Below are 20,653 nucleotides of genomic sequence, written 5' to 3'. Positions count from 1 at the left end.
CCTTGTGCGTGCGTTCGCAAACCGCGATTGTCACGGAAACCGCCGGGCCGCTGGCGCCGGCCGGGAAAAGAGCGCCTTTGCTAAAGTGGCCGGCTTGCCAGGCATGCCGCCGCGCCCGCCTCTTGCGCCTCGCACCGCTGCCATTCCCCCTTCGCTCTCCTTTCCGCATGGCCACCCAGACCGTCACCACCGACCGCTACAAGCTCTTTCCGTCACCGCGCAACCAGCACCGCGTGGTGTTCGAGCACGAGGTCTTCCAGCCCCACCCCTACGCGCTGATCGACCTGCCCAGCTACGACCTGCGGGGCCGCTACAGCCTGTTCGCCGCCCACCGCCTGGCGGACGGCAAGATGGGCCAGCTCGCCACGTTCGAGCTGGCCGAGGATGCCGAGCGGTTCGCGCGCCTGTTCACGCCCGACTGAGCCGCATCCGCCATGCACGACGAGAACCAGATCCACGTCCCGCCCTCGTTCCTGGCGGTGTACAGCGATGCCCGCCAGCGCCTGTCCGAGCCGGTCGCCGTGGTGCGCGAGCGCTACGAGCTGTGCGAAGACCTGGCCAGCCATCTGGTGGAGCAGGCGCAGACGCTCTACCACGTGCAGGCCCCGTCGGAGGCCGAGATCCTGCTGCGCATCCACGCCGGGCTGGCCACGCCCGGCTCCGGCGTGGCGCCACCCGAGGCGCGCTGGATCACGCTGCGCCTGGCCGAACTGCTGAACTGGCGCTGCCCGGAACTGCCGCCCCCTTCGGACGAGGCCCCGCAGGGCGGTGCCCCTGCGCCCTAGCCCCGCCACCCAGCGCGAGGGCACCGCCAGCGGCGCGACGAAGGGCCTGTACCGGCGCACCCTGGCTATACTGCCCCCCATGCCTTCGCACACCCCCTCGCCTTCGCGGAACCTCCGGTCCGTGGCGGCGTGCGCAGGCAAAGCCAAAAAACCCCAGCTCATCTGACCGGAGCTGCGGTTCCGTCCGGATGAGCGACGGAACCGCACGGCAGGCACCCTCTCCCCTTTTTTCTTTTTGAACGCCTGCCGCTTTGCCGGTCGGCGCACGCATCCCTGGACGGCTCCCTCGGTCGTTGCCTGAAAGGATGTTCCCGTGCGTTCACATTCCACCCACTCCCATGCCACCACCCGCCCTGCCACCCCGCGGGCCCGTGGCGATTTCTCCGGCCTCTGGATTCCCCTGGTCACCCCGTTTCGCCACGGCGCCGTGGACCATGACGCCCTGAAGGCCCTCGTGCAGCGGCTGCGCGGCACGGGCATCGCGGGGTTCGTGGCCTGCGGCTCCACCGCCGAAGCCGGGGCGCTGGACACGCCGGAGCAGGACGCCGTGCTGGCCACGGTGCTCGCGCACGCGGGGGGCCTGCCGGTGGTGATGGGCGTGTCGGGCTGCCACATGGGCCAGGTGCTGGCACGGGTGCGCAATCTGGCCCCGCAGCCGCTGGCCGGGCTGCTGGTGCCGGCGCCGCATTCCATCCGGCCGTCGCAGGCCGGGCTGCAGCAGTGGTTCGGGGCGATCGCCGATGCCAGTGCGGTCCCGCTCATCGTCTACGACATTCCCTACCGCACCGGCGCCACGCTCGACCTGGCCACCTTGCGCGGCCTGGCGGCGCACCCGAATCTCCGCGCCGTGAAGGACTGCGGCGGCAGCCCGGCGAAGACGCAGGCGCTGATCGCAGACGGCGCGCTGCAAATGCTGGCGGGCGAGGACGCCCAGGCCTTCACCACCGTCGCGCTCGGGGGCGCCGGGGCCATCGCCGCGAGCGCGCACTGGCAGACGGCCGAATGGGTGGCCTGCCTGGACGCCGTCGCGGCCGGGGACCTGGTGCAGGCACGCGGGCTCTGGCAGGGGATCGTTCCGTGGGTGGAGCGTTTCTTCGCCGAGCCCAACCCCGCCCCCATCAAGGCCCTGCTGGCCGCGCGGGGCGAGATGGCGGACGAGTTGCGCGCGCCGATGACGTCGGCCTCGCCCGCACTGGTACAGCGGCTGCAAGAGGCCCTGGCGGCCCTGCCGCGCGGCGAGCCGGCCGCCATCGCACCCCAGGGCGCTTAAGAGCCTGCGGGAGACGGGCCTCGGGCCGCCGCCATCAAGGCGGCGGCACCCCTTCGGCCCGTGCCGTCGGGGGTTCGGATTCGCCGGGGCCGCCGGGCGCGGCAGGCGTGCCCTGGTGGAAGCGCATCTGCCACCCGCGCGCAGACCGCTCCCACACCGAAGTGCGCAGCGTCCACCGCTCCAGGGTTCCGTCGTCCAACCGCTGCGCCGATCGGTACGTGAGCAGCGCGGCGAACTCACCGAGACGCCGGACCTCGAAGCGGTCCGCGACCACCACGGCATGCTGCGCCTGGGCCGGCAGTTGCGAGAGGACGTCCGCCTTGGTGTAGACCGCGCCGGAGCGGCCGAACTCGCGGAAGTCGTCGTGCAGCAGCGCGTCCAGCCGGGCCGCGTCCTGGCGCGCGGCCGGCCGGTGCAACTCCACCTCCAGGGCCTGCAGCCACGGCAAAAGGGGCGCGTCGGAAGCAGGCATCGAAAAGGGGCGCGTCAGGCCACGGGCGCGCCGGCCTTCAGCCGCCCGTGACAGGCGGAAAGAACGCCACTTCCGCCCCATCGGCCAGCGCTGCGGATTCGTCGCTCAGCGTCTGGTCGAGCGCCATGCGCACCGCGCGGCCGCGGCCCAGGCTGTGCGCCCAGGGCCCGCCGCGCGCGATGAGCTCGTCGCGCAGCGCGCCCAGCGTGGCCGCCTGCGTGGTCAGACGCTCGCTGCCCTGCCCCACGGCCTCGCGGATCGCGGCGAAGTAGCGCACGGTGACGGTGCGGCTCATGACTGCAGCTCCGCCCAGGGAATGAAGCGCACGGTATCGCCCCGCGCGATGGTCTGGCCGGCCGGGGTGTCCACCACGCCGTCGCCCCAGGCGACCGACGTGAGCACGCCCGATCCCTGGTGGGGAAACAGGTCCAGCCCGCCCGCCGCATTGCGCCGCACGCGCAGGAACTCGCGGCGCCGGTCCGCGCGCGGCCAGTCGAAGTCGGCCGTGGCCGCCACGCTCTGCGGGGCGACGGCCTGCACGCCCTGCAGCCGCAGCAGGAACGGGCGCACCAGCAGCGCGAAGGTCATGAAGCTCGATACCGGGTTGCCCGGCAGCCCCATGAAGTGCGCCGCGCCGATGCGGCCATGGGCGAAGGGCTTGCCGGGCTTCATGGCGATCTGCCACAGGTCCAGCCGGCCCAGGGCCTCGACGGCGGGCTTGACGTGGTCTTCCTCGCCCACCGACACGCCGCCGCTGGTCAGGATCAGGTCGTGCTCCAGGCTGGCGCCACGCAGCGCCTCCAGCGTGGCCTCGCGCCGGTCCGGCACGATGCCCAGGTCGGTCACCGCGCAGCCCAGGCGGCGCAGCAGCCCCCGCAGGAAGAACCGGTTGCTGTTGTAGATGGCGCCGGGCGGCATGCGGGCCGGGTCCACCTCGCCGGGCATGACGAGTTCGTCGCCGGTCGAAAACAGCGCCACGCGCGGGCGCCGCGCCACGGTGAGCCGCGCCAGGCCGATGCTCGCGGCCAACCCCAGCGCGGCCGGCGTGAGCCGCGTGCCCGCGGCCAGCACCTCGGCCCCGAGCGCGATGTCCTCGCCCGCGCGGCGAATCCACTGGTCGGCGGCGGGCACGGCATCGATCTGCACGCGGTCGCCCTCCAGCGCCTGGCAGTCTTCCTGCATCACGATCGCATCGGCCCCGGGCGGCACCGGCGCGCCCGTGAAGATGCGCGCCGCCGTGCCGGCGGCCAGCGGCAGGCCCGCGCTGCCGGCCGCGATGCGCTGCGACACGGGCAGCTGCGCCCCGGCAGCGGCCAGGTCGGCCCGGCGCACGGCATAGCCGTCCATGGCGCTGTTGTCATGGGGCGGCACCTGCAGCGGCGAGACGGCCGCCACGGCCAGCACGCGGCCATCGGCATCGAACGTGTCCACCGTGTCGGTGCCGGCCAGCGGCACGGCATGGGCCAGCAGGTCGGCCAGCGCCTCGTCCAGGGGCTTCATCGGGGGGCGGGCGGCAGCGGGCATTCAGCGGACTCCAGGCGGTGGCGGAACATAGTGAAAGCGTGGACCCTGGGCGATCAGCCAGTCGGCCAGGGCATCGACCGGGCCGGCCCAGCCATCGAAGACAGGCAGCCCGGTGGGCACGGGCAGGCGGGCGGGGGCATCGGTCACCACGGCGACGACGAACGGGTCCTGCGGATAGCGCACGCTGCGCTCGGTGTCATCGGGCGACGGCGAGCGCCACACCTCCACCTTGGGCAGATCGCACTCCTTGAAGCCCTCCACCAGGGCCCAGTCCACCCGGTTGTCCAGCTCGGCCAGCAGGCCGTGCACGTCGGGCTCGGTGGGCTGGGCGAACTCGCGCATCAGCACCATCCGTCGGTCCGAAGCCGCCACCACCTCGAACGCCCCGGCCTCGCGGTGGCGCCAGGTGTCCTTGCCGGGGTGATCGACGTCGAACCGGTGGTGCGCGTGCTTGACCACCGAAACGCGCTGCCCGCGCTGGCCCAGCGCCGGAATGAGCCGCTCGATCAGCGTGGTCTTGCCGCTGCCCGAGAACCCGGCAAAGCCCACCACCTTCATTGCGACCTCCTGGGATTTGCTATTAATTCAATAGCAAAAGGGACAATAAGCACTATGGCATCGGCCCGATTCGGCACAAAACCCGCCTGGAAGAACTCAGGCGCAGTGGCGGCTGATGTAGGCCTTGACCAGCACCACGTCGGCCGGCATGACCTGCACGCGCTTGGGCAGCGCCTCGATGCCCTCGAACTTGGCCGGCCGCTCGGGCGGTTGGCCCAGCGCCTCGACGATGGTCTCGGCGAACTTGATCGGCAGCGCGGTTTCCAGTACCAGCATCGGCACGCCGGGACGGATGTGCTCGCGCGCCACCTTCACGCCGTCGGCGGTGTGGGTGTCGATCGTCACGCCGAAACGCTGGAACGTGTCGCGGATGGTCGCGATGCGGTCTGCGTGCGTGCTCTTGCCGCTCACGAAGCCGTAGCGCCCCGCCGCCTCGGCGAAGGCTGGATCGCCGCTCAGGTCGAACGCGCCGTCCCGGGCCAGGGCCTCACCGAACAGCGCCTGCGTGCGGGCGCCGTCGCGGCCGAGCAGGTCGAACACGAAGCGCTCGAAGTTGCTCGCCTTGCTGATGTCCATGGACGGGCTGGAGGTTTCGTGCGTGTCGGCGCTGCCGCGCACGCGGTACACGCCCGTGCGGAAGAACTCGTCCAGCACGTCGTTCTCGTTCGTCGCCACCACCAGCTGGTCGATCGGCAGGCCCATCATGCGCGCCACGTGGCCCGCGCAGACGTTGCCGAAGTTGCCCGACGGCACGGTGAAGCTCACCTTCTGGTCGTTGGTGTCGGTGGCCTGCACGTAGCCGGCGAAGTAGTACACCACCTGCGCCAGCAGGCGCGCCCAGTTGATCGAATTGACCGTGCCGATCTTGTACTGGCGCTTGAAGGCCAGGTCGTTGCTCACGGCCTTGACGATGTCCTGGCAATCGTCGAACACGCCCTCGATGGCGAGGTTGTGGATGTTCTCGTCCTGCAGGCTGAACATCTGCGCCTGCTGGAACGCGCTCATGCGGCCGTGCGGGCTGGTCATGAACACGCGCACGCCCTGCTTGCCCTTCATGGCGTATTCGGCGGCGCTGCCGGTGTCGCCGCTGGTCGCGCCCAGGATGTTGAGCGTCTCGCCGCGGCGCGCCAGTTCGTATTCGAACAGGTTGCCCAGCAGCTGCATCGCCATGTCCTTGAAGGCCAGCGTGGGGCCGTTGGACAGGGCTTCGAGCCACAGGCTGTTTTCCAGGTGGCGCAGCGGCACGATCTCGCCGGTGCCGAACACCTCGGCCGTGTACGTCTTCTCGCACAGGCGCTTGAGATCCGCCGCGGGAATGTCGTCGATGTAGAGCGACAGGATCTGGAAGGCCAGCTCCGCGTAGCCCTGCTCGTGGTAGGCACGGCGCAGGCGGGTGAGCGCCGCGTCGTCGATCTGCGGGTAGCGCTCGGGCAGGTACAGGCCGCCATCGGGCGCGAGGCCTTCCAGCAGGATGTCGCAGAAATGCTTGCGGTCGGCGTGGCCGCGGGTCGAGACGTACAGCATCAGTTCAGCTCCTCCTTGCGGATGCGCGTGATGGGGCCCAGCACCGTGGGCAGCGCCTGCATCTGCGCGATGGCGTCGTTCATCGTGCCCTCGCGCGTGTCGTGCGTGAGGATGATGAGGTCGGTCTGCGTGGAACCCTCGCCGCCCACCTCGTCGGCTTCGCGCTGCAGCACCGCGTCGATGCTGATGCCGGCCGTGGCGAGCAGGCCCGTGACCTTGGCCAGCACGCCGGCCTCGTCGGCCACGCGCAGGCGCAGGTAATAGCTGGTGACCACCTCGCTCATGGGCAGCACGGGCAGCGTGCCCATGGCCTGGTCGAGCGTGTGCGACTGGAAGGCCAGGTGCGGCACGCGGTGCTCGGGGTCGGCCGAGGCCAGGCGGGCGATGTCCACCAGGTCGGCGATCACGGCGCTGGCCGTGGGCTCGCTGCCGGCGCCCTTGCCGTAGTAGAGCGTGGTGCCCACGGCATCGCCCTGCACCACCACGGCGTTCATGGCGCCTTCCACGTTGGCGATCAGGCGCTTGGCGGGCACGAGCGTGGGGTGCACGCGCAGCTCCACGCCGTCGGTCTGGCCGGAGGCCGCGCCCGCGCCGGAGCGGCGCTTGGCGATGCCCAGCAGCTTGATGCGGTAGCCCAGTTGCTCGGCGTAGCGGATGTCGGCTGCGCCGAGCTTGGTGATGCCTTCCACATAGGCCTTGTCGAACTGCACCGGGATGCCGAAGGCGATCGCCGACATGATGGTGGCCTTGTGCGCGGCGTCCACGCCCTCGATGTCGAAGGTCGGGTCGGCCTCGGCATAGCCCAGTCGCTGCGCCTCTTTCAGCACCACGTCGAAATCCAGGCCCTTGTCGCGCATCTCGGACAGGATGAAGTTGGTGGTGCCGTTGATGATGCCGGCGATCCACTGGATGCGGTTGGCGGTGAGCCCTTCGCGCAGCGCCTTGATGATCGGGATGCCCCCGGCCACGGCGGCCTCGAAGGCCACCATCACGCCCTTGGCCGACGCGGCCGCGAAGATCTCGGTGCCGTGCACGGCCAGCAACGCCTTGTTGGCGGTGACCACGTGCTTGCCGGCGGCGATGGCCTCCAGCACCAGGGCTTTGGCGATGCCGTAGCCGCCGATCAGCTCGACCACGATGTCGATGTCGGGGTTGGCGATGACGGCGCGCGCATCGCTCACCACCTGGGCGGTGTCGCCCACGACGGTCCTGGCGCGGGCCGCGTCGAGGTCGGCCACCATGGCGATCTCGATGCCACGGCCGGCGCGGCGGCGGATTTCCTCCTGGTTGCGTTGCAGCACGTTGAAGACGCCGCTGCCGACGGTGCCAATGCCCAGCAGGCCCACTTGGATCGGTTTCATGATCGAATTACCAGTCAAATTGCACTGCAGCGCTAGTTGAATATGCGCTGGCAGCTATGAAAATAGGAGTAAAAAATCAGGCGGTGCCATGCTGCTGCCGGTACCGGGCGAGGAAATCCGCCAGGCGGCCGATGGCCACGCGCAGGTCGTCCTCGTGCGGCAGGAACACGATGCGGAAGTGCTGTTGGTCGGGGTAATTGAAGCCCGAGCCCTGCACCAGCATCACGCGCGTGGCGCGCAACACCTCCATGAAGAATTGGCGGTCGTCGGCGATGGGGTACATCGCGGGGTCCAGGCGGGGGAACATGTAGAGCGCCGCCTTGGGTTTCACGCAGCTCACGCCCGGGATCGCCGAGATGAGTTCATAGGCCAGGTCGCGCTGGCGCCGCAGGCGCCCGCCTTCCCGGACCAGGTCGTTGATGCTCTGGTAGCCGCCCAGCGCCGTCTGGATGGCCCACTGGCCGGGCACGTTGGAGCCCAGCTTGATGTTGGCGAGCATGTTGATGCCCTCGATGTAATCACGGGCCACTTCCTTGTTGCCCGAGATCACCATCCAGCCCGCGCGGTAGCCGCACGAGCGGTAGGCCTTGGAGAGCGAATTGAAGGTCAGCGTGAGCACGTCGGTGGACAGGCTGGCGAGCGCCGTGTGCGTGACGCCGTCGTACAGCACCTTGTCGTACACCTCGTCGGCCAGCAGCACCAGGCCGTGCTCGCGGGCGATCTGCACCAGGGCCTTGAGCAGCTCGTCGGAGTACATCGCGCCCGTGGGGTTGTTGGGGTTGATGACCACCAGCCCCTTGGTCCGCGGCGTGATCTTGGCGCGGATGTCGTCCAGGTCAGGCATCCAGCCGTTGGCCTCGTCGCACAGGTAGTGCACGGGCTTGCCGCCCGACAGGCTGGCGACGGCGGTCCACAGGGGGTAGTCGGGCGCGGGCACCAGCAGTTCGTCGCCGTCGTCGAGCAGCGCGTTGGTGGCCATGCCGATCAGGTCGCTCGCGCCGTTGCCCAGGTAGATGTCGTCGAGCGTCACGCCCGCCACGCCCTGCTGCTGGCTGTAGTGCATCACCGCCTTGCGCGCGCCGAAGATGCCCTTGCTGTCCGAGTAGCCTGCCGAGTTGGGCAGGTTGCGGATCATGTCCTGCTGGATTTCCTCGGGGGCGTCGAAGCCGAACGGCGCGAGGTTGCCAATGTTCAGCTTGATGATCTTCTGCCCCTCGTCCTCCATCTGCTTGGCCGCGTCCACGATCGGGCCCCGGACATCGTAGAGAACGTTATTGAGCTTCGCGGATTTGTGGATGGTCTTCATGCGCTGGCGAAAAAAGGACGGGAGCCGGACACGGGGGGACTCAGAGACCCGCCAGGAGGCATTGCCTCTGTGGCGAAACCTATAATTTGACCACAGTTCCCGCAGCGCCCCGGGGCCTTTGGCCCCTTGCAGCGCCCCCTTTTCCCGAACGGGCTCCCCGCCCCCAACGCATGAAATTCCAGCCCGACCGCTCCGAAACGCAGACCATCAGCGCCTACGGCCCCGGCTGGATCGGCGTGGACGGCGAAAAGCTCACGACGAGCGTGATCCTCGGCTCGCGCGGGCTGCGCCAGGCGTGGGACTGCACGCGCTTCGAAGACCTGACGCCGGCGCACTTCGCACAACTGGCCGGGCTCGATGCGGAACTCATCCTTTTCGGCAGCGGCACGCGCAACCGCTTTCCGCCGCCCGCCTGGCTGCAGCCGCTGATGGCCAAGCGCATGGGGCTGGAGACCATGGACACCCCGGCGGCCTGCCGCACCTACAACATCCTGGCGGGCGAGGGGCGCAACGTGGTCGCCGCCCTGCTGCTGGAGCCTTGACCGCCAGTTGTGTACTTTGGTTACAGACTGCAGGACCTGAAAGAGTGCGAAAGAGTCCGTTTCAAGGTAAAATCTCCGGTTGCGGTCGGGGGCCCTCCAAGAGCAATAACACACACCGCTCCCCCGGCTTTTCAACGACTTTCATCCTGAGAGATTGAGTGCCATGGCGATCGTTGTCAACAAACCCCTACCTGAATTTGAAGCCAACGCGACCGGGGGGATCAAGGTCTCCAATACCTCGCATCTTGGCCAGGTTCTGATTCTGTACTTCTATCCCAAGGACAACACCCCTGGCTGCACCACCGAAGCCATGCAGTTCCGCGACAAGTACAAAGATTTCGTCAAGGCCGGCGCAGCCGTCTTCGGCGTGTCGCGCGACAACATGAAGTCGCACGACGACTTCAAGGAAAAGCTCGAACTCCCGTTCGAACTGATTGCCGACACCGAAGAAAAAATGTGCCACATGTTCGGCGTGGTTAAGAACAAGATCATGTACGGCAAGAAGGTCAAGGGCATCGAACGCAGCACGTTCCTGGTCGGCCCCGACGGCATCCTCGCCCACGAATGGCGCGGCCTCAAGGTGCCGGGCCATGTGGACGAAGTGCTCAAGGCCGTGAAGTCCATCAAGGCCCTCAAGAAAGCTGCCTGAAGCCGGCTGCGGCAGGCTGCCGCGGCCCGTCATGGGGAGCATGCATAATGGGTCGATGCTGCTGAGAAACGCAACGCCCTCCCCTCACCCAAAAGCCGCCTTGGCCTCCAGGCGGCTTTTTGCTTTCTGAACATCCCATCGAGGCCATTGCACCATGCCCCTGCCCCCCGCCCCCACCCGGCGCGCCGCGCTGCTTTCTCCGGATGCTTACCACCAGACCGCGGCCCGTGCGGACCTGACCGCCGTTGACGAACCGGTCGAAGCCTTCGAACCCGCCAACCCTCCCGCCACCCGTTCCACCCGCAGGCCCGCGCGCACGGCCCCGTCCGCCCGCGATGCGGCACCCCGCACTGAAAGCACTGCCGCGCGTGCACCCGCGCCAGTGGCCAGCGAGGCACCGCCGCAACCCGAGCAGCGCGCGCCGTCGCGACGCCGCGCCGCACCGGCCCCTGCGCCGGTGCAGGCCCGTGAGTCCGCCCTGGCCGAGCCGGTGCAGGCACGCACCGCCGCGCCCGAGCCCGCACCAGCCCCCGCTGCGGCATCCAGCGCGCGCAGCCGCAAGGTGCGCAGCAATGGCCCCAAGAAGATGTTCGTGCTGGACACCAACGTGCTGCTGCACGACCCGACCAGCCTCTTCCGATTCGAGGAACACGACATCTTCCTGCCGATGATCGTGCTCGAAGAGCTCGACGGCCACAAGAAAGGCATGACCGAGGTCGCCCGCAACGGACGCCAGGCCAGCCGCACGCTCGACGCCCTGGCCGCCGCGCAGGGCGCCGACATCGCGCGCGGGCTCAAGCTCGACTCCACCGGCCAGCGCGCGGCCGGCGGCTGCCTGTATTTCCAGACGGCGCCGCTTGACTACAGCCTGCCCACCAGCCTGCCACAGGGCAAGGCCGACAACCAGATCCTGGGCGTCGTCGAAGCGCTGCGCAAGCTGCATGCCCCGCGCGAAGTCGTGCTGGTGTCCAAGGACATCAACATGCGCGTCAAGGCGCGCGCGCTCGGCCTGAACGCCGAGGACTACCAGAACGACAAGACGCTCGAAGACGGCGACCTGCTGTACTCCGGCCTGCTCGCGCTGCCGGCCGACTTCTGGATCAAGACCGGCAAGAACGTGGAAAGCTGGCAGAGCGGCGTGCACACGTACTACCGCATCGGCGGACCGATCGTGCCGCAGCTGATGATCAACCAGTTCGTGTACTTCGAGGCGCCCGGCGAGCCCAGCCTGTTCGCCCGCGTGACCGAGATCCGCGACCGCACGGCGGTGCTGCAGACGCTCAAGGACTACGGCTCGGCCAAGAACGCCATCTGGGGCGTGAACACCCGCAACCGCGAGCAGAACTTCGCCATGAACCTGCTCATGGACCCGGAGGTGGACTTCGTCACCCTCACCGGCACGGCCGGCACCGGCAAGACGCTGATGGCGTTGGCCGCGGGCCTCACGCAGGTGCTGGACGAGCGCCGCTATACCGAGATCATCATGACCCGCGCCACGGTGAGCGTGGGCGAGGACATCGGCTTCCTGCCCGGCACCGAAGAGGAAAAGATGGGCCCGTGGATGGGCGCGCTGGACGACAACCTGGAATTTTTGGCCAAGGGCGACGGCGGCAACGCCGGCGAATGGGGCCGCGCGGCCACCAACGAGCTGATCCGCAGCCGCATCAAGATCAAGAGCATGAACTTCATGCGCGGGCGCACGTTCCTCAACAAGTACGTGATCATCGACGAGGCGCAGAACCTCACGCCCAAGCAGATGAAAACGCTCATCACGCGGGCGGGCCCGGGCACCAAGATCATCTGCATGGGCAACCTGGCGCAGATCGACACGCCGTACCTGACCGAAGGCTCCTCCGGCCTGACCTACGCGGTGGACCGCTTCAAGGGCTGGCCGCACAGCGGCCACATCACCCTGGCGCGCGGCGAGCGCTCACGCCTGGCGGACTTCGCCAGCGAAGTGCTGTGAGCGGGAGCACCCGGTAATGGCCGTGGGATGGATGACCGCGCTGAAACTGGTGCCCTGGGGCGACGTGATCGAGGCGACGCCTCAGATCCTGCAGGCCGCCCGGCGGCTGCTGGGCCAGACGCAGAAAGGGCCGGCAGCCGCCGCCGCGCCCCTGCCCAATGGCACGGAGGACGGCCTGGCCGCACTGCGCCAGCGGGTTCAGGCGCTGGAGGCCGAGCAGCAGGCGTCGGCCGTGCTGATCGGCTCGCTCGCCGAGCAGAACGCTCAGCTCGTGCGCACGGTGGATGCGCTGCGGGTGCGCAGCCAGCGCCTGACGATCGCCGTGGCACTGACCGGCGTCGCCACCGTGGGGCTGCTGGCCTGGGCGCTGGGCGGCAACTGACTGGGGCCGCACCGCATTCCACGTGTTTGCTATTTAATTCATAGCAATATGCCCTAGAAGGATATGCGCTGGCGGCCTTTTTGACCCCAGGCGCCTAGAAATCGTCGCCGGAGCCCATGGCGAGGTTTTCGAAGCGCGTCTGGTTCTTCTGGAAGAACAGCTTCACCGTGCCGGTGGGGCCGTTCCGTTGCTTGCCGATGATGACCTCGGCCACGTTCGGCTCCTTGCTGTCCTTGTTGTAGTAGTCGTCGCGGTAGATGAACATGATGATGTCGGCATCCTGCTCGATGGCGCCGGATTCGCGAAGGTCGGACATCATCGGCCGCTTGTCGGTGCGCTGCTCCACCGAGCGGTTGAGCTGCGACAGCGCGATCACCGGGCACTGCAGTTCCTTGGCCAGCATCTTGAGGCCCCGGGAGATCTCGCCCAGTTCGGTGGCGCGGTTGTCCGAGCTGGACGAACCCGAGCCGCTCATGAGCTGCAGGTAGTCGACCACGATCAGCCCCAGCTTGCCGCACTGGCGCGCCAGCCGGCGCGCGTTGGCGCGCAGCTCGCTGGGCGTGAGGCCCGGCGTCTCGTCGATGTGCAGCGACACCGTGCGCAGGCGCTCGATGGCCTCGGTCAGCCGCGGCCATTCTTCGTCGGTCAGCTTGCCGGTGCGCAGGTTGCCCTGGTTCACGCGGCCTATTGAGCCCACGATCCGCACCGCCAGTTGCGCCGCGCCCATTTCCATCGAGAAGATGGCCACGGGCAGGCCTTCGTTGAGCGCCACGTGTTCGGCGATGTTCACGGCGAACGAGGTCTTGCCCATGGACGGCCGCGCCGCCAGCACCACCATGTCGCCCGCCTGCAGGCCCGATGTCATGCGGTCCAGGTCGGCGAAACCCGTGGGCACGCCCGTGACGTCCACGGGGTTGTCCGCCATTTCCTGGACGCGGTCCAGCAGGTCCACCACCAGCGTGTCCAGCGACTGGAAACCCTGCTTCATGCGCGAGCCTTCTTCGCCGATGGCGAAGATCTTCTGCTCGGCCTCGTCCAGGATGCGCTCGACCGGCTTGCCCTTGGGGTTGAAGGCGTTGGTGGCGATCTCGTCGCTGGCCGTGACCAGCTTGCGCAGGATCGAACGCTCCCGCACGATCTCGGCATAACGCCGGATGTTGCTCGCGCTTGGCACGTACTGCGCCAGGCTGTTGAGGTAGGCCAGCCCGCCGATCTCCTCCGCCTTGCCCAGCCCCTGCAGCCGCTCGTACACCGTGATCACGTCGGCGGGCTTGCTGGCGTTCACCATCGCACCGATGGCCGAATAGATGAGCTGGTGCTCGTGCCGGTAGAAATCGCCGTCCACCAGCAGGTCGCCCACCCGGTCCCAGGCCATGTTGTCGAGCAGCAGGCCGCCCAGCACGCTGGACTCGGCCTCCAGGGAATGCGGCGGCACGCGCAGCTGGGCGACTTCGCGGTCCGGCGCCGGAGCGAAATCCTCGTCGATGGAAAGGGACTCGAGGGTCATGGCAAAAGGTCCTCTCGCGGCGGGCGCGGTGAATTACCGTCAGGCAGATGGAAGACTGGGATGACAAGTCTGTGGACAAGCTGTTCACAGGCGGTGGGTGACCGGTGCATGGAACAGCAGGCCAGAAACGCGAAAGCCGCCCGAGGGCGGCTTCGCGGTCGATGCCAGAGGCAGCGCTTTTCGTTAAGCGGTTTCGCCGTAGACCGACACGGTCACGTCCACCACCACGTCGGTGTGCAGTGCCACGCTCACCGTGTTGTCGCCGACGACCTTGATCGGGCCGTTGGGCAGGCGGATCTGCGACTTAACGACCTTGTAGCCTTGCTTGTTCAGCTCTTCGGCGATGTCGTGGTTGGTCACGGAACCAAACAGGCGGCCGTCCACGCCAGCCTTTTGCGTCAGCTTGATGGTCGTGCCACCGAGCTTTTCGCCTTGGGCCTGGGACTCGGCCAGCTTCGCGGCAGCGGCCTTTTCGAGTTCGGCGCGCTTGGCTTCGAATTCAGCCTTGGCGGATTCGGTGGCGCGGCGTGCGCGGCCCGAAGGAATCAGGAAGTTGCGGGCGTAGCCGTCTTTGACCTTGACGATTTCGCCGAGGTTGCCGAGGTTCACAACCTTGTCGAGCAGGATGATTTGCATGACTGTTGCTCCTTAGATCTTGTGCTGGTCGCTGTAAGGCACCAGGGCCAGGAAGCGCGCGCGCTTGATGGCGGTGTTCAGCTGACGCTGGTAGATGGCGCGCGTGCCGGTCAGGCGTGCGGGGATGATCTTGCCGTTTTCGGCGATGAAGTCACGCAGCGTGTCGACATCCTTGTAGTCGATCTCTTCGACGCCAGCGACGGTGAAGCGGCAAAAGCGCTTGCGCTTGAACAGCAGCGACTGGGTGTTGCGCTTCGGGCGCTTGTCTTTGTTGAACTTCTTGAACGTGGCCATTTTCGGACCTCTTGAAAATTAATCTTGTTGAATATCCTGGATGTGGAACACCAGCCCCTTGCCGTTGCGCGATGTCGCCAGAAACCCCCGGAAGATCCAGAGGCTGCCGAGCGCCTGTCTTGCCAGCCGCTCTGCGAGCGTGCCGAAGGCAATGGCCTTCACGACCGCCTTGACCTCGCGCTGTGCACCGGCTTCCTGCTGCTGAGACCCGTGTTCGAGCTTCAGATCAAGGGCCGGCAGGCCAGCGGGCGTGTAGCGCAGGGCCTGAGCCTCGGCGATACAGGCGGTGAGGACAACGTGGTTTTCCACTCCTCCAGTCGATGGATCAGCGCTCGCCCGAAGCGGCGAACTCGGCCTGGCTGGCCTTGCGGGCTTCTTCGCGCTCGACGGTCTTCATCATGGAGGAAGGGCCCGTGTCGGCCTTCTTCTTTTGAACCGTCAAGTGGCGCAGCACGGCGTCGTTGAACTTGAAGGCATGCTCCAGTTCCGCCATCACGGCCTGGTCGGCTTCGATGTTCACGCACAGGTAGTGGGCCTTGGCGAGCTTGTTGATCAGGTACGCCAGTTGACGGCGGCCCCAGTCTTCCACGCGGTGCACCTTGCCGCCGCCGGCGACGATCATGCCCTTGTAGCGCTCCAGCATGGCTGGAACTTGTTCGCTTTGATCCGGATGGATCAACAAAATGATTTCGTAGTGACGCATGCAAACTCCTTGTGGATGAAACCACCCGCTGCGTCTAGAAGCGGTGTGGCAAGGCAAAGCCGGCGATTATAGCCTCAAGGCCTGTCGCTTGTACACTCACGCCGGCCGAGACCGACGCCAGCCCGACGCATCTGCGTGCAAACGTCGCCTTTTCGCTTGAAATCCGCCGGGTGGCACCCATTTGCCGCGCGTACCGTTCACTTTCAGAAGAAATCGACATGTCCGATCAAAACAATCCAGCCACCGCCTCTCATGGGGACGCCTCCCCCTCTCCTGAAGAAGTCGAAGCCGCGATGGCGGCACATGCCTCCGATGAACTGGGCCGCCTGCAGGGCGAACTGGCCGAGCTGAAGGCCAAGAGCGCCGATCTCGCCGACCAATTCCTGCGCGCCAAGGCCGAGGCCGAGAACGCCCGCCGCCGCGCCGAGGAGGAAATCTCCAAGGCCCGCAAGTTCGGCATCGAGAGCTTCGCGGAAAGCATGCTCCCCGTGGCCGATAGCCTGGCCGCGGCCCTGGCCATCAAGGACGCCACGATCGAACAGTTGCGCGAAGGCTCGGACGCCACGCTGCGCCAGCTCACCTCCGCACTGGAGCGCAACAAGGTGCTGGCCATCAACCCCAATGCGGGCGACAAGTTCGACCCGCACCAGCACCAGGCCATCAGCATGGTGCCGGCCGACCAGGAGCCCAACACGGTGGTGTCCGTGTTGCAAAAAGGCTACGTGATCGCCGAGCGCGTGCTGCGCCCGGCCTTGGTCACGGTGTCCGCGCCCAAGTAAGCACCCGCCGACCCAAAGAAAAACTGACGGCGACGGCTTGAAGCCGGCCAAGTTATCCACAAGTTATCGGCATCCAAATCTTTTTCAAAATCTCGGAGAACAACATGGGAAAAATCATCGGTATCGACCTGGGCACCACCAACAGCTGCGTGTCCATCATGGAAGGCAACACCACGCGGGTGATTGAGAACTCGGAAGGCGCGCGCACCACGCCCTCCATCGTGGCGTACCAGGAAGACGGCGAAGTGCTGGTCGGCGCCTCGGCCAAGCGCCAGGCCGTCACCAACCCGCAGAACACGCTGTACGCGATCAAGCGCCTGATCGGCCGCAAGTTCACCGAGAAGGAAGTGCAAAAGGACATCGACCTGATGCCCTACAAGATCACGGCGGCCGACAACGGCGACGCCTGGGTCGAAGTGCGCGGCAACAAGATCTCGGCCCAGCAGGTCAGCGCCGACATCCTGCGCAAGATGAAGAAGACCGCCGAAGACTACCTGGGCGAGCCGGTGACGGAAGCCGTCATCACGGTGCCCGCGTACTTCAACGACGCCCAGCGCCAGGCCACCAAGGACGCCGGCCGCATCGCGGGCCTGGACGTCAAGCGCATCATCAACGAGCCCACGGCCGCGGCCCTGGCCTTCGGCCTGGACAAGCAGGAAAAGGGCGACCGCAAGATCGCCGTGTATGACCTGGGTGGCGGCACGTTCGACGTGTCCATCATCGAGATCGCCGACGTCGACGGCGAAAAGCAGTTCGAAGTGCTGTCCACCAACGGCGACACGTTCCTGGGCGGCGAAGACTTCGACCAGCGCATCATCGACTACATCATTTCCGAGTTCAAGAAGGACCAGGGCGTCGATCTGTCCAAGGACGTGCTGGCCCTGCAACGCCTGAAGGAAGCGGCCGAGAAGGCCAAGATCGAGCTGTCCAACAGCGCGCAGACCGACATCAACCTGCCCTACATCACGGCGGACGCCTCGGGCCCGAAGCACCTGAACATCAAGCTCACGCGCGCCAAGCTCGAAGCGCTGGTGGAAGAGCTGATCGAACGCACGATCGCCCCCTGCCGCACGGCCATCAAGGACGCCGGCATCAGCGTGTCGGACATCCATGACGTGATCCTGGTCGGCGGCATGACCCGCATGCCCAAGGTGCAGGACAAGGTCAAGGAGTTCTTCGGCAAGGACCCGCGCAAGGACGTGAACCCGGACGAAGCCGTGGCCGTGGGCGCCGCCATCCAGGGCCAGGTGCTGTCGGGCGACCGCAAGGACGTGCTGCTGCTGGACGTGACGCCGCTGTCGCTGGGCATCGAAACGCTGGGCGGCGTGATGACCAAGATGATCAGCAAGAACACCACGATCCCGACGAAGTTCGCGCAGACCTTCTCGACCGCCGACGACAACCAGCCGGCCGTGACGATCAAGGTGTTCCAGGGCGAACGCGAACTGGCCAGCGCCAACAAGCTGCTGGGCGAGTTCAACCTGGAAGGCATTCCGCCGGCAGGCCGCGGCGTGCCGCAGATCGAGGTGAGCTTCGACATCGATGCCAACGGCATCCTGCACGTGGGCGCCAAGGACAAGGGCACCGGCAAGGAAAACAAGATCACCATCAAGGCGAACTCGGGCCTGTCCGAGGAAGAGATCCAGAAGATGGTGAAGGACGCCGAACTGAACGCGGCCGACGACAAGAAGAAGCTGGAACTGGTCCAGGCGCGCAACCAGGGCGAAGCCGCCGTGCACAGCGTGACCAAGAGCCTGGCCGAGCACGGCGACAAGCTCGATGCGGCCGAGAAGGAGCAGATCGAGTCCGCCGTCAAGGCCCTGGAAGACGCGCTCAAGGGCGAGGACAAGGCCGCCATCGACGACAAGACGACCGCGCTGATGACCGCCAGCCAGAAGCTGGGCGAGAAGATGTACGCCGAAGCGCAGGCCGCCCAGGCTGCGGCAGCAGGTGGCACGGAAGGTGCAGCGCCCCAGGGCGGTGCCTCGTCCTCCGCCGGCGCAGCGCCGCACGACGACAACGTGGTGGACGCTGAAGTGAAGGAAGTGAAGAAAGGCTGAGCGCGCTCGCGTGCCCGACTAGCCGCCGCGCCGGGCCCTGCACAGGGGCCAGCGCGGCGTTCCTGTTCCAACCGAGCTCGGAAAGACCATGTCCAAGAGAGACTTTTACGAAGTTCTGGGCGTTCCAAAGAACGCCTCGGACGAAGAGATCAAGAAGGCTTATCGCAAGCTCGCGATGAAGCACCACCCTGACCGCAACCAGGGTGACGCGGCCAAGCCTGCCGAAGAGCGGTTCAAGGAAGCCAAAGAGGCTTATGAAATGCTCTCCGATCCGCAGAAGCGGGCCGCCTACGACCAGTACGGCCACGCGGGCGTGGACCCGAACATGCGCGGCCCCGGCGGCGCGGGTGCGGAAGGCTTCGGTGGCTTTGCCGAGGCCTTCGGCGACATCTTCGGCGACATGTTCGGCCAGGGCGGGGCGCGCGGGCGCGGCCAGGGCGGGCGCCAGGTCTATCGCGGCAACGACCTGAGCTACGCGATGGAGGTCACCCTCGAGGAGGCGGCCAAGGGCAAGGACGCGCAGATCCGCATTCCCTCCTGGGAGTCGTGCGAGACCTGCCACGGCAGCGGCGCCAAGCCGGGCACCAGTGCCAAGACCTGCACCACCTGTGCCGGTGCCGGCACGGTGCAGATGCGCCAGGGCTTCTTCAGCGTGCAGCAGACCTGCCCGCACTGCCGCGGCACGGGCAAGATCATTCCCGAGCCCTGCACCACCTGCCACGGCCAGGGCAAGGTCAAGAAGCAAAAGACGCTGGAAGTGAAGATCCCCGCCGGCATCGACGACGGCATGCGCATCCGCAGCACCGGCAACGGCGAGCCGGGCACCAACGGCGGCCCGCCGGGGGACCTGTACATCGAGATCCGCCTGAAGAAGCACGACATCTTCGAGCGCGACGGCGACGACCTGCATTGCCAGGTGCCGGTGAGCTTCATCACGGCCGCGCTGGGCGGCGAGATCGAAGTGCCCACGCTGCAGGGCAAGGCGGCCATCGACATTCCCGAAGGCACCCAGGCCGGCAAGCAGTTCCGCCTGCGCGGCAAGGGCATCAAGGGCGTGCGGGCCAGCTACCCCGGCGACCTGTACTGCCACATCGCGGTCGAAACGCCGGTCAAGCTGACCGAGCACCAGCGCAAGCTGCTGCGCGAACTGGAGGAGTCGCTCAAGAAAGGCGGCGCCAAGCACTCGCCCAGCGGCGAAAGCTGGACCGACCGGCTGAAGAACCTGTTCAGCTGATCGCAGCCAGGCCTTGACCGCCAACGGCGCCTTCGGGCGCCGTTTTTTTGCGTGAATGGGCAGCAAAGCCATCGCATACCACGATGGCTCGCGGCATTTTCATGGGAGAAAATACGGTAACTCTCTGATTCAGAGAATTCTCCAACCACGATGAAAAGCTCCGAGCGCAGTTTTGCGCGCCGAATCGACCTCACCTCGCTGCAGCTCTTCGTGGCCGTCTGCGAGCTGGGAAGCATCGGCCGCGCGGCGGAGCGGGAATTCATCGCCGCCTCCGCCGTCAGCAAGCGCCTGTCCGACCTGGAAACCGCGGTGGACACCGCCCTGCTCTACCGGCACAGCCGCGGCGTCACCCTCACGCCCGCTGGCGAAAGCCTGCTGCACCACGCCCGCACCGTGCTGTTCGGCCTGGAGCGCATGCAAGGCGAACTGAGCGAGTACGCCGACGGGGTGCGCGGCCATGTGCGCATGCACGCCAACATCTCGGCCATCGTGCAGTTCCTGCCCGAGGACCTGGGGGCCTTCGCCCGCGCGCACAGCCAGGTCAAGATCGACCTGCAGGAACACCTGAGCCCCGACGTGCTGCAAGCCGTGCGCGAGGGCGCGGCCGACCTGGGGCTGTGCCACACCGGCGCCGCCGCCGAACCCGAGGGCCTGCAAAGCCGCCCCTACCGCAGCGACCGCTTGGTGCTCGTCGTGCCGCAGGGGCATGCATTGTCCCGGCATGCCGCTATCAAATTTGAAGCAATTCTCGACTGCGACATCGTCGGCCTGCAGGCCAACAGCAGCATCAGCCTGGCCATGCAACAGGCGGCCGCGCAGGCCGGGCGCCCGCTGCGCCAACGCATCCAGGTCACCGGGCTGGACGCCATGTGCCGCATGATCGACAACGGCCTGGGCGTGGGCCTGCTGCCGGACCGGGCCTTCGCTTTGATGCGCGGCGTGGGCCGGCTGCAGTCCGTCGCGCTCGACGAACCCTGGGGCCAGCGCGAGTTGCGCCTGGTGGCCCGCGACTTCGACACCCTGCCGGTCACGGCCCGGCTGCTGGTCGAACACTTGGTGCCACCTGCCCCGCCCGAGCCTTCCTAAAATCATCCACCCCAC

Annotated in this window: 23 protein-coding genes; 11 read left to right on the top strand and 12 right to left on the bottom strand. The window is 67.2% G+C overall.

Translation table 11 applies throughout. The features are described from left to right. Positions 1-167 precede the first annotated feature (167 nt). The 3 genes from AVME950_RS12720 (at position 168) to AVME950_RS12710 (ending at position 2,055) form a co-directional block, all read left to right on the top strand. Entirely contained in the window at positions 168-422 is a 255-nt protein-coding gene (locus tag AVME950_RS12720; RefSeq protein WP_272567945.1) for a hypothetical protein, read from the top strand. A 12-nt stretch (positions 423-434) separates the two neighbouring features. Then, the gene (locus AVME950_RS12715) at positions 435-785 is read left to right on the top strand and encodes a hypothetical protein (RefSeq protein ID WP_284430083.1); all 351 of its coding nucleotides are present in this window, start codon (positions 435-437) and stop codon (positions 783-785) included. Between the two features lie 313 nt (positions 786-1,098). Next, positions 1,099-2,055 (top strand): dihydrodipicolinate synthase family protein, encoded by a 957-nt coding sequence (locus AVME950_RS12710; RefSeq protein ID WP_502869397.1) that lies wholly within the window; start codon positions 1,099-1,101, stop codon positions 2,053-2,055. A gap of 34 nt (positions 2,056-2,089) precedes the next feature. Here the strand turns inward: AVME950_RS12710 and AVME950_RS12705 are convergent, their stop codons facing one another. From AVME950_RS12705 to AVME950_RS12675, 7 genes are all read right to left on the bottom strand, one after another. After that, positions 2,090-2,527, bottom strand: a complete 438-nt coding sequence (locus AVME950_RS12705) for a nuclear transport factor 2 family protein (protein WP_284395730.1) — start codon at positions 2,525-2,527, stop codon at positions 2,090-2,092. Between the two features lie 37 nt (positions 2,528-2,564). Then, entirely contained in the window at positions 2,565-2,822 is a 258-nt protein-coding gene (gene moaD, locus AVME950_RS12700) for a molybdopterin converting factor subunit 1 (RefSeq protein WP_284430082.1), read from the bottom strand. Next, positions 2,819-4,051 (bottom strand): molybdopterin molybdotransferase MoeA, encoded by a 1,233-nt coding sequence (locus AVME950_RS12695; RefSeq protein WP_284430081.1) that lies wholly within the window; start codon positions 4,049-4,051, stop codon positions 2,819-2,821. Before AVME950_RS12695 ends, moaD begins: the two co-directional genes overlap by 4 nt. After that, positions 4,052-4,609: a molybdopterin-guanine dinucleotide biosynthesis protein B gene (gene mobB / locus AVME950_RS12690; protein ID WP_284411331.1), complete on the bottom strand. Its 558-nt coding sequence runs from the start codon at positions 4,607-4,609 to the stop codon at positions 4,052-4,054. Between the two features lie 96 nt (positions 4,610-4,705). Continuing rightward, complete coding sequence (gene thrC, locus AVME950_RS12685; protein WP_272567933.1) at positions 4,706-6,133, bottom strand: threonine synthase; 1,428 nt, start codon at positions 6,131-6,133, stop codon at positions 4,706-4,708. Continuing rightward, positions 6,133-7,494 carry a homoserine dehydrogenase gene (locus tag AVME950_RS12680; RefSeq protein ID WP_272567932.1) on the bottom strand — a complete coding sequence of 454 codons (1,362 nt, stop codon included), beginning with the start codon at positions 7,492-7,494 and terminating at the stop codon, positions 6,133-6,135. The genes thrC and AVME950_RS12680 overlap by 1 nt, the downstream gene beginning before the upstream one ends. Positions 7,495-7,570: 76 nt before the next feature. Then, positions 7,571-8,800 carry a pyridoxal phosphate-dependent aminotransferase gene (locus AVME950_RS12675; RefSeq protein ID WP_284405962.1) on the bottom strand — a complete coding sequence of 410 codons (1,230 nt, stop codon included), beginning with the start codon at positions 8,798-8,800 and terminating at the stop codon, positions 7,571-7,573. 170 nt (positions 8,801-8,970) lie between these two features. On the opposite strand from AVME950_RS12675, the gene AVME950_RS12670 reads away from it, so the two are divergent. The 4 genes from AVME950_RS12670 (at position 8,971) to AVME950_RS12655 (ending at position 12,339) form a co-directional block, all read left to right on the top strand. Further along, positions 8,971-9,342, top strand: coding sequence for an Mth938-like domain-containing protein (locus tag AVME950_RS12670; protein ID WP_284395750.1), 372 nt, complete (start codon positions 8,971-8,973; stop codon positions 9,340-9,342). A 163-nt stretch (positions 9,343-9,505) separates the two neighbouring features. Continuing rightward, on the top strand, positions 9,506-9,991 hold the full coding sequence (locus tag AVME950_RS12665) for a peroxiredoxin (protein ID WP_272551605.1): 486 nt from the start codon (positions 9,506-9,508) through the stop codon (positions 9,989-9,991). 154 nt (positions 9,992-10,145) lie between these two features. Further along, positions 10,146-11,957 carry a PhoH family protein gene (locus tag AVME950_RS12660; RefSeq protein WP_284430080.1) on the top strand — a complete coding sequence of 604 codons (1,812 nt, stop codon included), beginning with the start codon at positions 10,146-10,148 and terminating at the stop codon, positions 11,955-11,957. A 16-nt stretch (positions 11,958-11,973) separates the two neighbouring features. Further along, positions 11,974-12,339: a hypothetical protein gene (locus AVME950_RS12655; protein ID WP_284430079.1), complete on the top strand. Its 366-nt coding sequence runs from the start codon at positions 11,974-11,976 to the stop codon at positions 12,337-12,339. Positions 12,340-12,433: 94 nt separating this feature from the next. Here AVME950_RS12655 and dnaB read toward each other — a convergent pair whose 3' ends face one another. The 5 genes from dnaB to rpsF form a co-directional block, all read right to left on the bottom strand. Then, entirely contained in the window at positions 12,434-13,846 is a 1,413-nt protein-coding gene (dnaB, locus tag AVME950_RS12650; RefSeq protein ID WP_284395760.1) for a replicative DNA helicase, read from the bottom strand. A 183-nt stretch (positions 13,847-14,029) separates the two neighbouring features. Beyond that, positions 14,030-14,482 carry a 50S ribosomal protein L9 gene (gene rplI / locus AVME950_RS12645; RefSeq protein WP_272551600.1) on the bottom strand — a complete coding sequence of 151 codons (453 nt, stop codon included), beginning with the start codon at positions 14,480-14,482 and terminating at the stop codon, positions 14,030-14,032. Positions 14,483-14,494: 12 nt separating this feature from the next. Further along, positions 14,495-14,776, bottom strand: coding sequence for a 30S ribosomal protein S18 (rpsR, locus tag AVME950_RS12640; protein ID WP_011794373.1), 282 nt, complete (start codon positions 14,774-14,776; stop codon positions 14,495-14,497). A gap of 18 nt (positions 14,777-14,794) precedes the next feature. Then, on the bottom strand, positions 14,795-15,085 hold the full coding sequence (gene priB / locus AVME950_RS12635; RefSeq protein WP_272551598.1) for a primosomal replication protein N: 291 nt from the start codon (positions 15,083-15,085) through the stop codon (positions 14,795-14,797). Between the two features lie 16 nt (positions 15,086-15,101). Beyond that, complete coding sequence (rpsF, locus tag AVME950_RS12630; RefSeq protein WP_272551597.1) at positions 15,102-15,479, bottom strand: 30S ribosomal protein S6; 378 nt, start codon at positions 15,477-15,479, stop codon at positions 15,102-15,104. Positions 15,480-15,697: 218 nt separating this feature from the next. Here rpsF and grpE point away from each other — a divergent pair, with 218 nt between their 5' ends. The 4 genes from grpE to AVME950_RS12610 all read left to right on the top strand — a co-directional run bounded on the left by grpE (position 15,698) and on the right by AVME950_RS12610 (position 20,638). Then, entirely contained in the window at positions 15,698-16,258 is a 561-nt protein-coding gene (grpE, locus tag AVME950_RS12625) for a nucleotide exchange factor GrpE (protein WP_272567926.1), read from the top strand. Between the two features lie 104 nt (positions 16,259-16,362). Then, positions 16,363-18,318, top strand: a complete 1,956-nt coding sequence (gene dnaK, locus AVME950_RS12620) for a molecular chaperone DnaK (RefSeq protein WP_284430078.1) — start codon at positions 16,363-16,365, stop codon at positions 18,316-18,318. Between the two features lie 88 nt (positions 18,319-18,406). Further along, positions 18,407-19,552: a molecular chaperone DnaJ gene (gene dnaJ, locus AVME950_RS12615; RefSeq protein WP_272567922.1), complete on the top strand. Its 1,146-nt coding sequence runs from the start codon at positions 18,407-18,409 to the stop codon at positions 19,550-19,552. A gap of 150 nt (positions 19,553-19,702) precedes the next feature. Then, positions 19,703-20,638 carry a LysR family transcriptional regulator gene (locus tag AVME950_RS12610; RefSeq protein ID WP_284430077.1) on the top strand — a complete coding sequence of 312 codons (936 nt, stop codon included), beginning with the start codon at positions 19,703-19,705 and terminating at the stop codon, positions 20,636-20,638. Positions 20,639-20,653: the final 15 nt, after the last annotated feature.

Source organism: Acidovorax sp. SUPP950 (genome assembly GCF_030158935.1).
GTDB lineage: Bacteria > Pseudomonadota > Gammaproteobacteria > Burkholderiales > Burkholderiaceae_C > Paracidovorax.
This window is presented reverse-complemented; position numbering and strand designations above follow the sequence as displayed.

What these genes read in the sequence shown, in the direction of transcription:
- AVME950_RS12720 (WP_272567945.1), top strand. Translation starts at nt 168, where the DNA reads ATGGCCACCCAGACCGTCACCACCGACCGCTACAAGCTCTTTCCGTCA.
- AVME950_RS12715 (WP_284430083.1), top strand. Translation starts at nt 435, where the DNA reads ATGCACGACGAGAACCAGATCCACGTCCCGCCCTCGTTCCTGGCGGTG.
- AVME950_RS12705 (WP_284395730.1), bottom strand. Translation starts at nt 2,527, where the DNA reads ATGCCTGCTTCCGACGCGCCCCTTTTGCCGTGGCTGCAGGCCCTGGAG.
- moaD (WP_284430082.1), bottom strand. Translation starts at nt 2,822, where the DNA reads ATGAGCCGCACCGTCACCGTGCGCTACTTCGCCGCGATCCGCGAGGCC.
- AVME950_RS12695 (WP_284430081.1), bottom strand. Translation starts at nt 4,051, where the DNA reads ATGCCCGCTGCCGCCCGCCCCCCGATGAAGCCCCTGGACGAGGCGCTG.
- mobB (WP_284411331.1), bottom strand. Translation starts at nt 4,609, where the DNA reads ATGAAGGTGGTGGGCTTTGCCGGGTTCTCGGGCAGCGGCAAGACCACG.
- thrC (WP_272567933.1), bottom strand. Translation starts at nt 6,133, where the DNA reads ATGCTGTACGTCTCGACCCGCGGCCACGCCGACCGCAAGCATTTCTGC.
- AVME950_RS12680 (WP_272567932.1), bottom strand. Translation starts at nt 7,494, where the DNA reads ATGAAACCGATCCAAGTGGGCCTGCTGGGCATTGGCACCGTCGGCAGC.
- AVME950_RS12675 (WP_284405962.1), bottom strand. Translation starts at nt 8,800, where the DNA reads ATGAAGACCATCCACAAATCCGCGAAGCTCAATAACGTTCTCTACGAT.
- AVME950_RS12670 (WP_284395750.1), top strand. Translation starts at nt 8,971, where the DNA reads ATGAAATTCCAGCCCGACCGCTCCGAAACGCAGACCATCAGCGCCTAC.
- AVME950_RS12665 (WP_272551605.1), top strand. Translation starts at nt 9,506, where the DNA reads ATGGCGATCGTTGTCAACAAACCCCTACCTGAATTTGAAGCCAACGCG.
- AVME950_RS12660 (WP_284430080.1), top strand. Translation starts at nt 10,146, where the DNA reads ATGCCCCTGCCCCCCGCCCCCACCCGGCGCGCCGCGCTGCTTTCTCCG.
- AVME950_RS12655 (WP_284430079.1), top strand. Translation starts at nt 11,974, where the DNA reads ATGGCCGTGGGATGGATGACCGCGCTGAAACTGGTGCCCTGGGGCGAC.
- dnaB (WP_284395760.1), bottom strand. Translation starts at nt 13,846, where the DNA reads ATGACCCTCGAGTCCCTTTCCATCGACGAGGATTTCGCTCCGGCGCCG.
- rplI (WP_272551600.1), bottom strand. Translation starts at nt 14,482, where the DNA reads ATGCAAATCATCCTGCTCGACAAGGTTGTGAACCTCGGCAACCTCGGC.
- rpsR (WP_011794373.1), bottom strand. Translation starts at nt 14,776, where the DNA reads ATGGCCACGTTCAAGAAGTTCAACAAAGACAAGCGCCCGAAGCGCAAC.
- rpsF (WP_272551597.1), bottom strand. Translation starts at nt 15,479, where the DNA reads ATGCGTCACTACGAAATCATTTTGTTGATCCATCCGGATCAAAGCGAA.
- grpE (WP_272567926.1), top strand. Translation starts at nt 15,698, where the DNA reads ATGTCCGATCAAAACAATCCAGCCACCGCCTCTCATGGGGACGCCTCC.
- dnaK (WP_284430078.1), top strand. Translation starts at nt 16,363, where the DNA reads ATGGGAAAAATCATCGGTATCGACCTGGGCACCACCAACAGCTGCGTG.
- dnaJ (WP_272567922.1), top strand. Translation starts at nt 18,407, where the DNA reads ATGTCCAAGAGAGACTTTTACGAAGTTCTGGGCGTTCCAAAGAACGCC.
- AVME950_RS12610 (WP_284430077.1), top strand. Translation starts at nt 19,703, where the DNA reads ATGAAAAGCTCCGAGCGCAGTTTTGCGCGCCGAATCGACCTCACCTCG.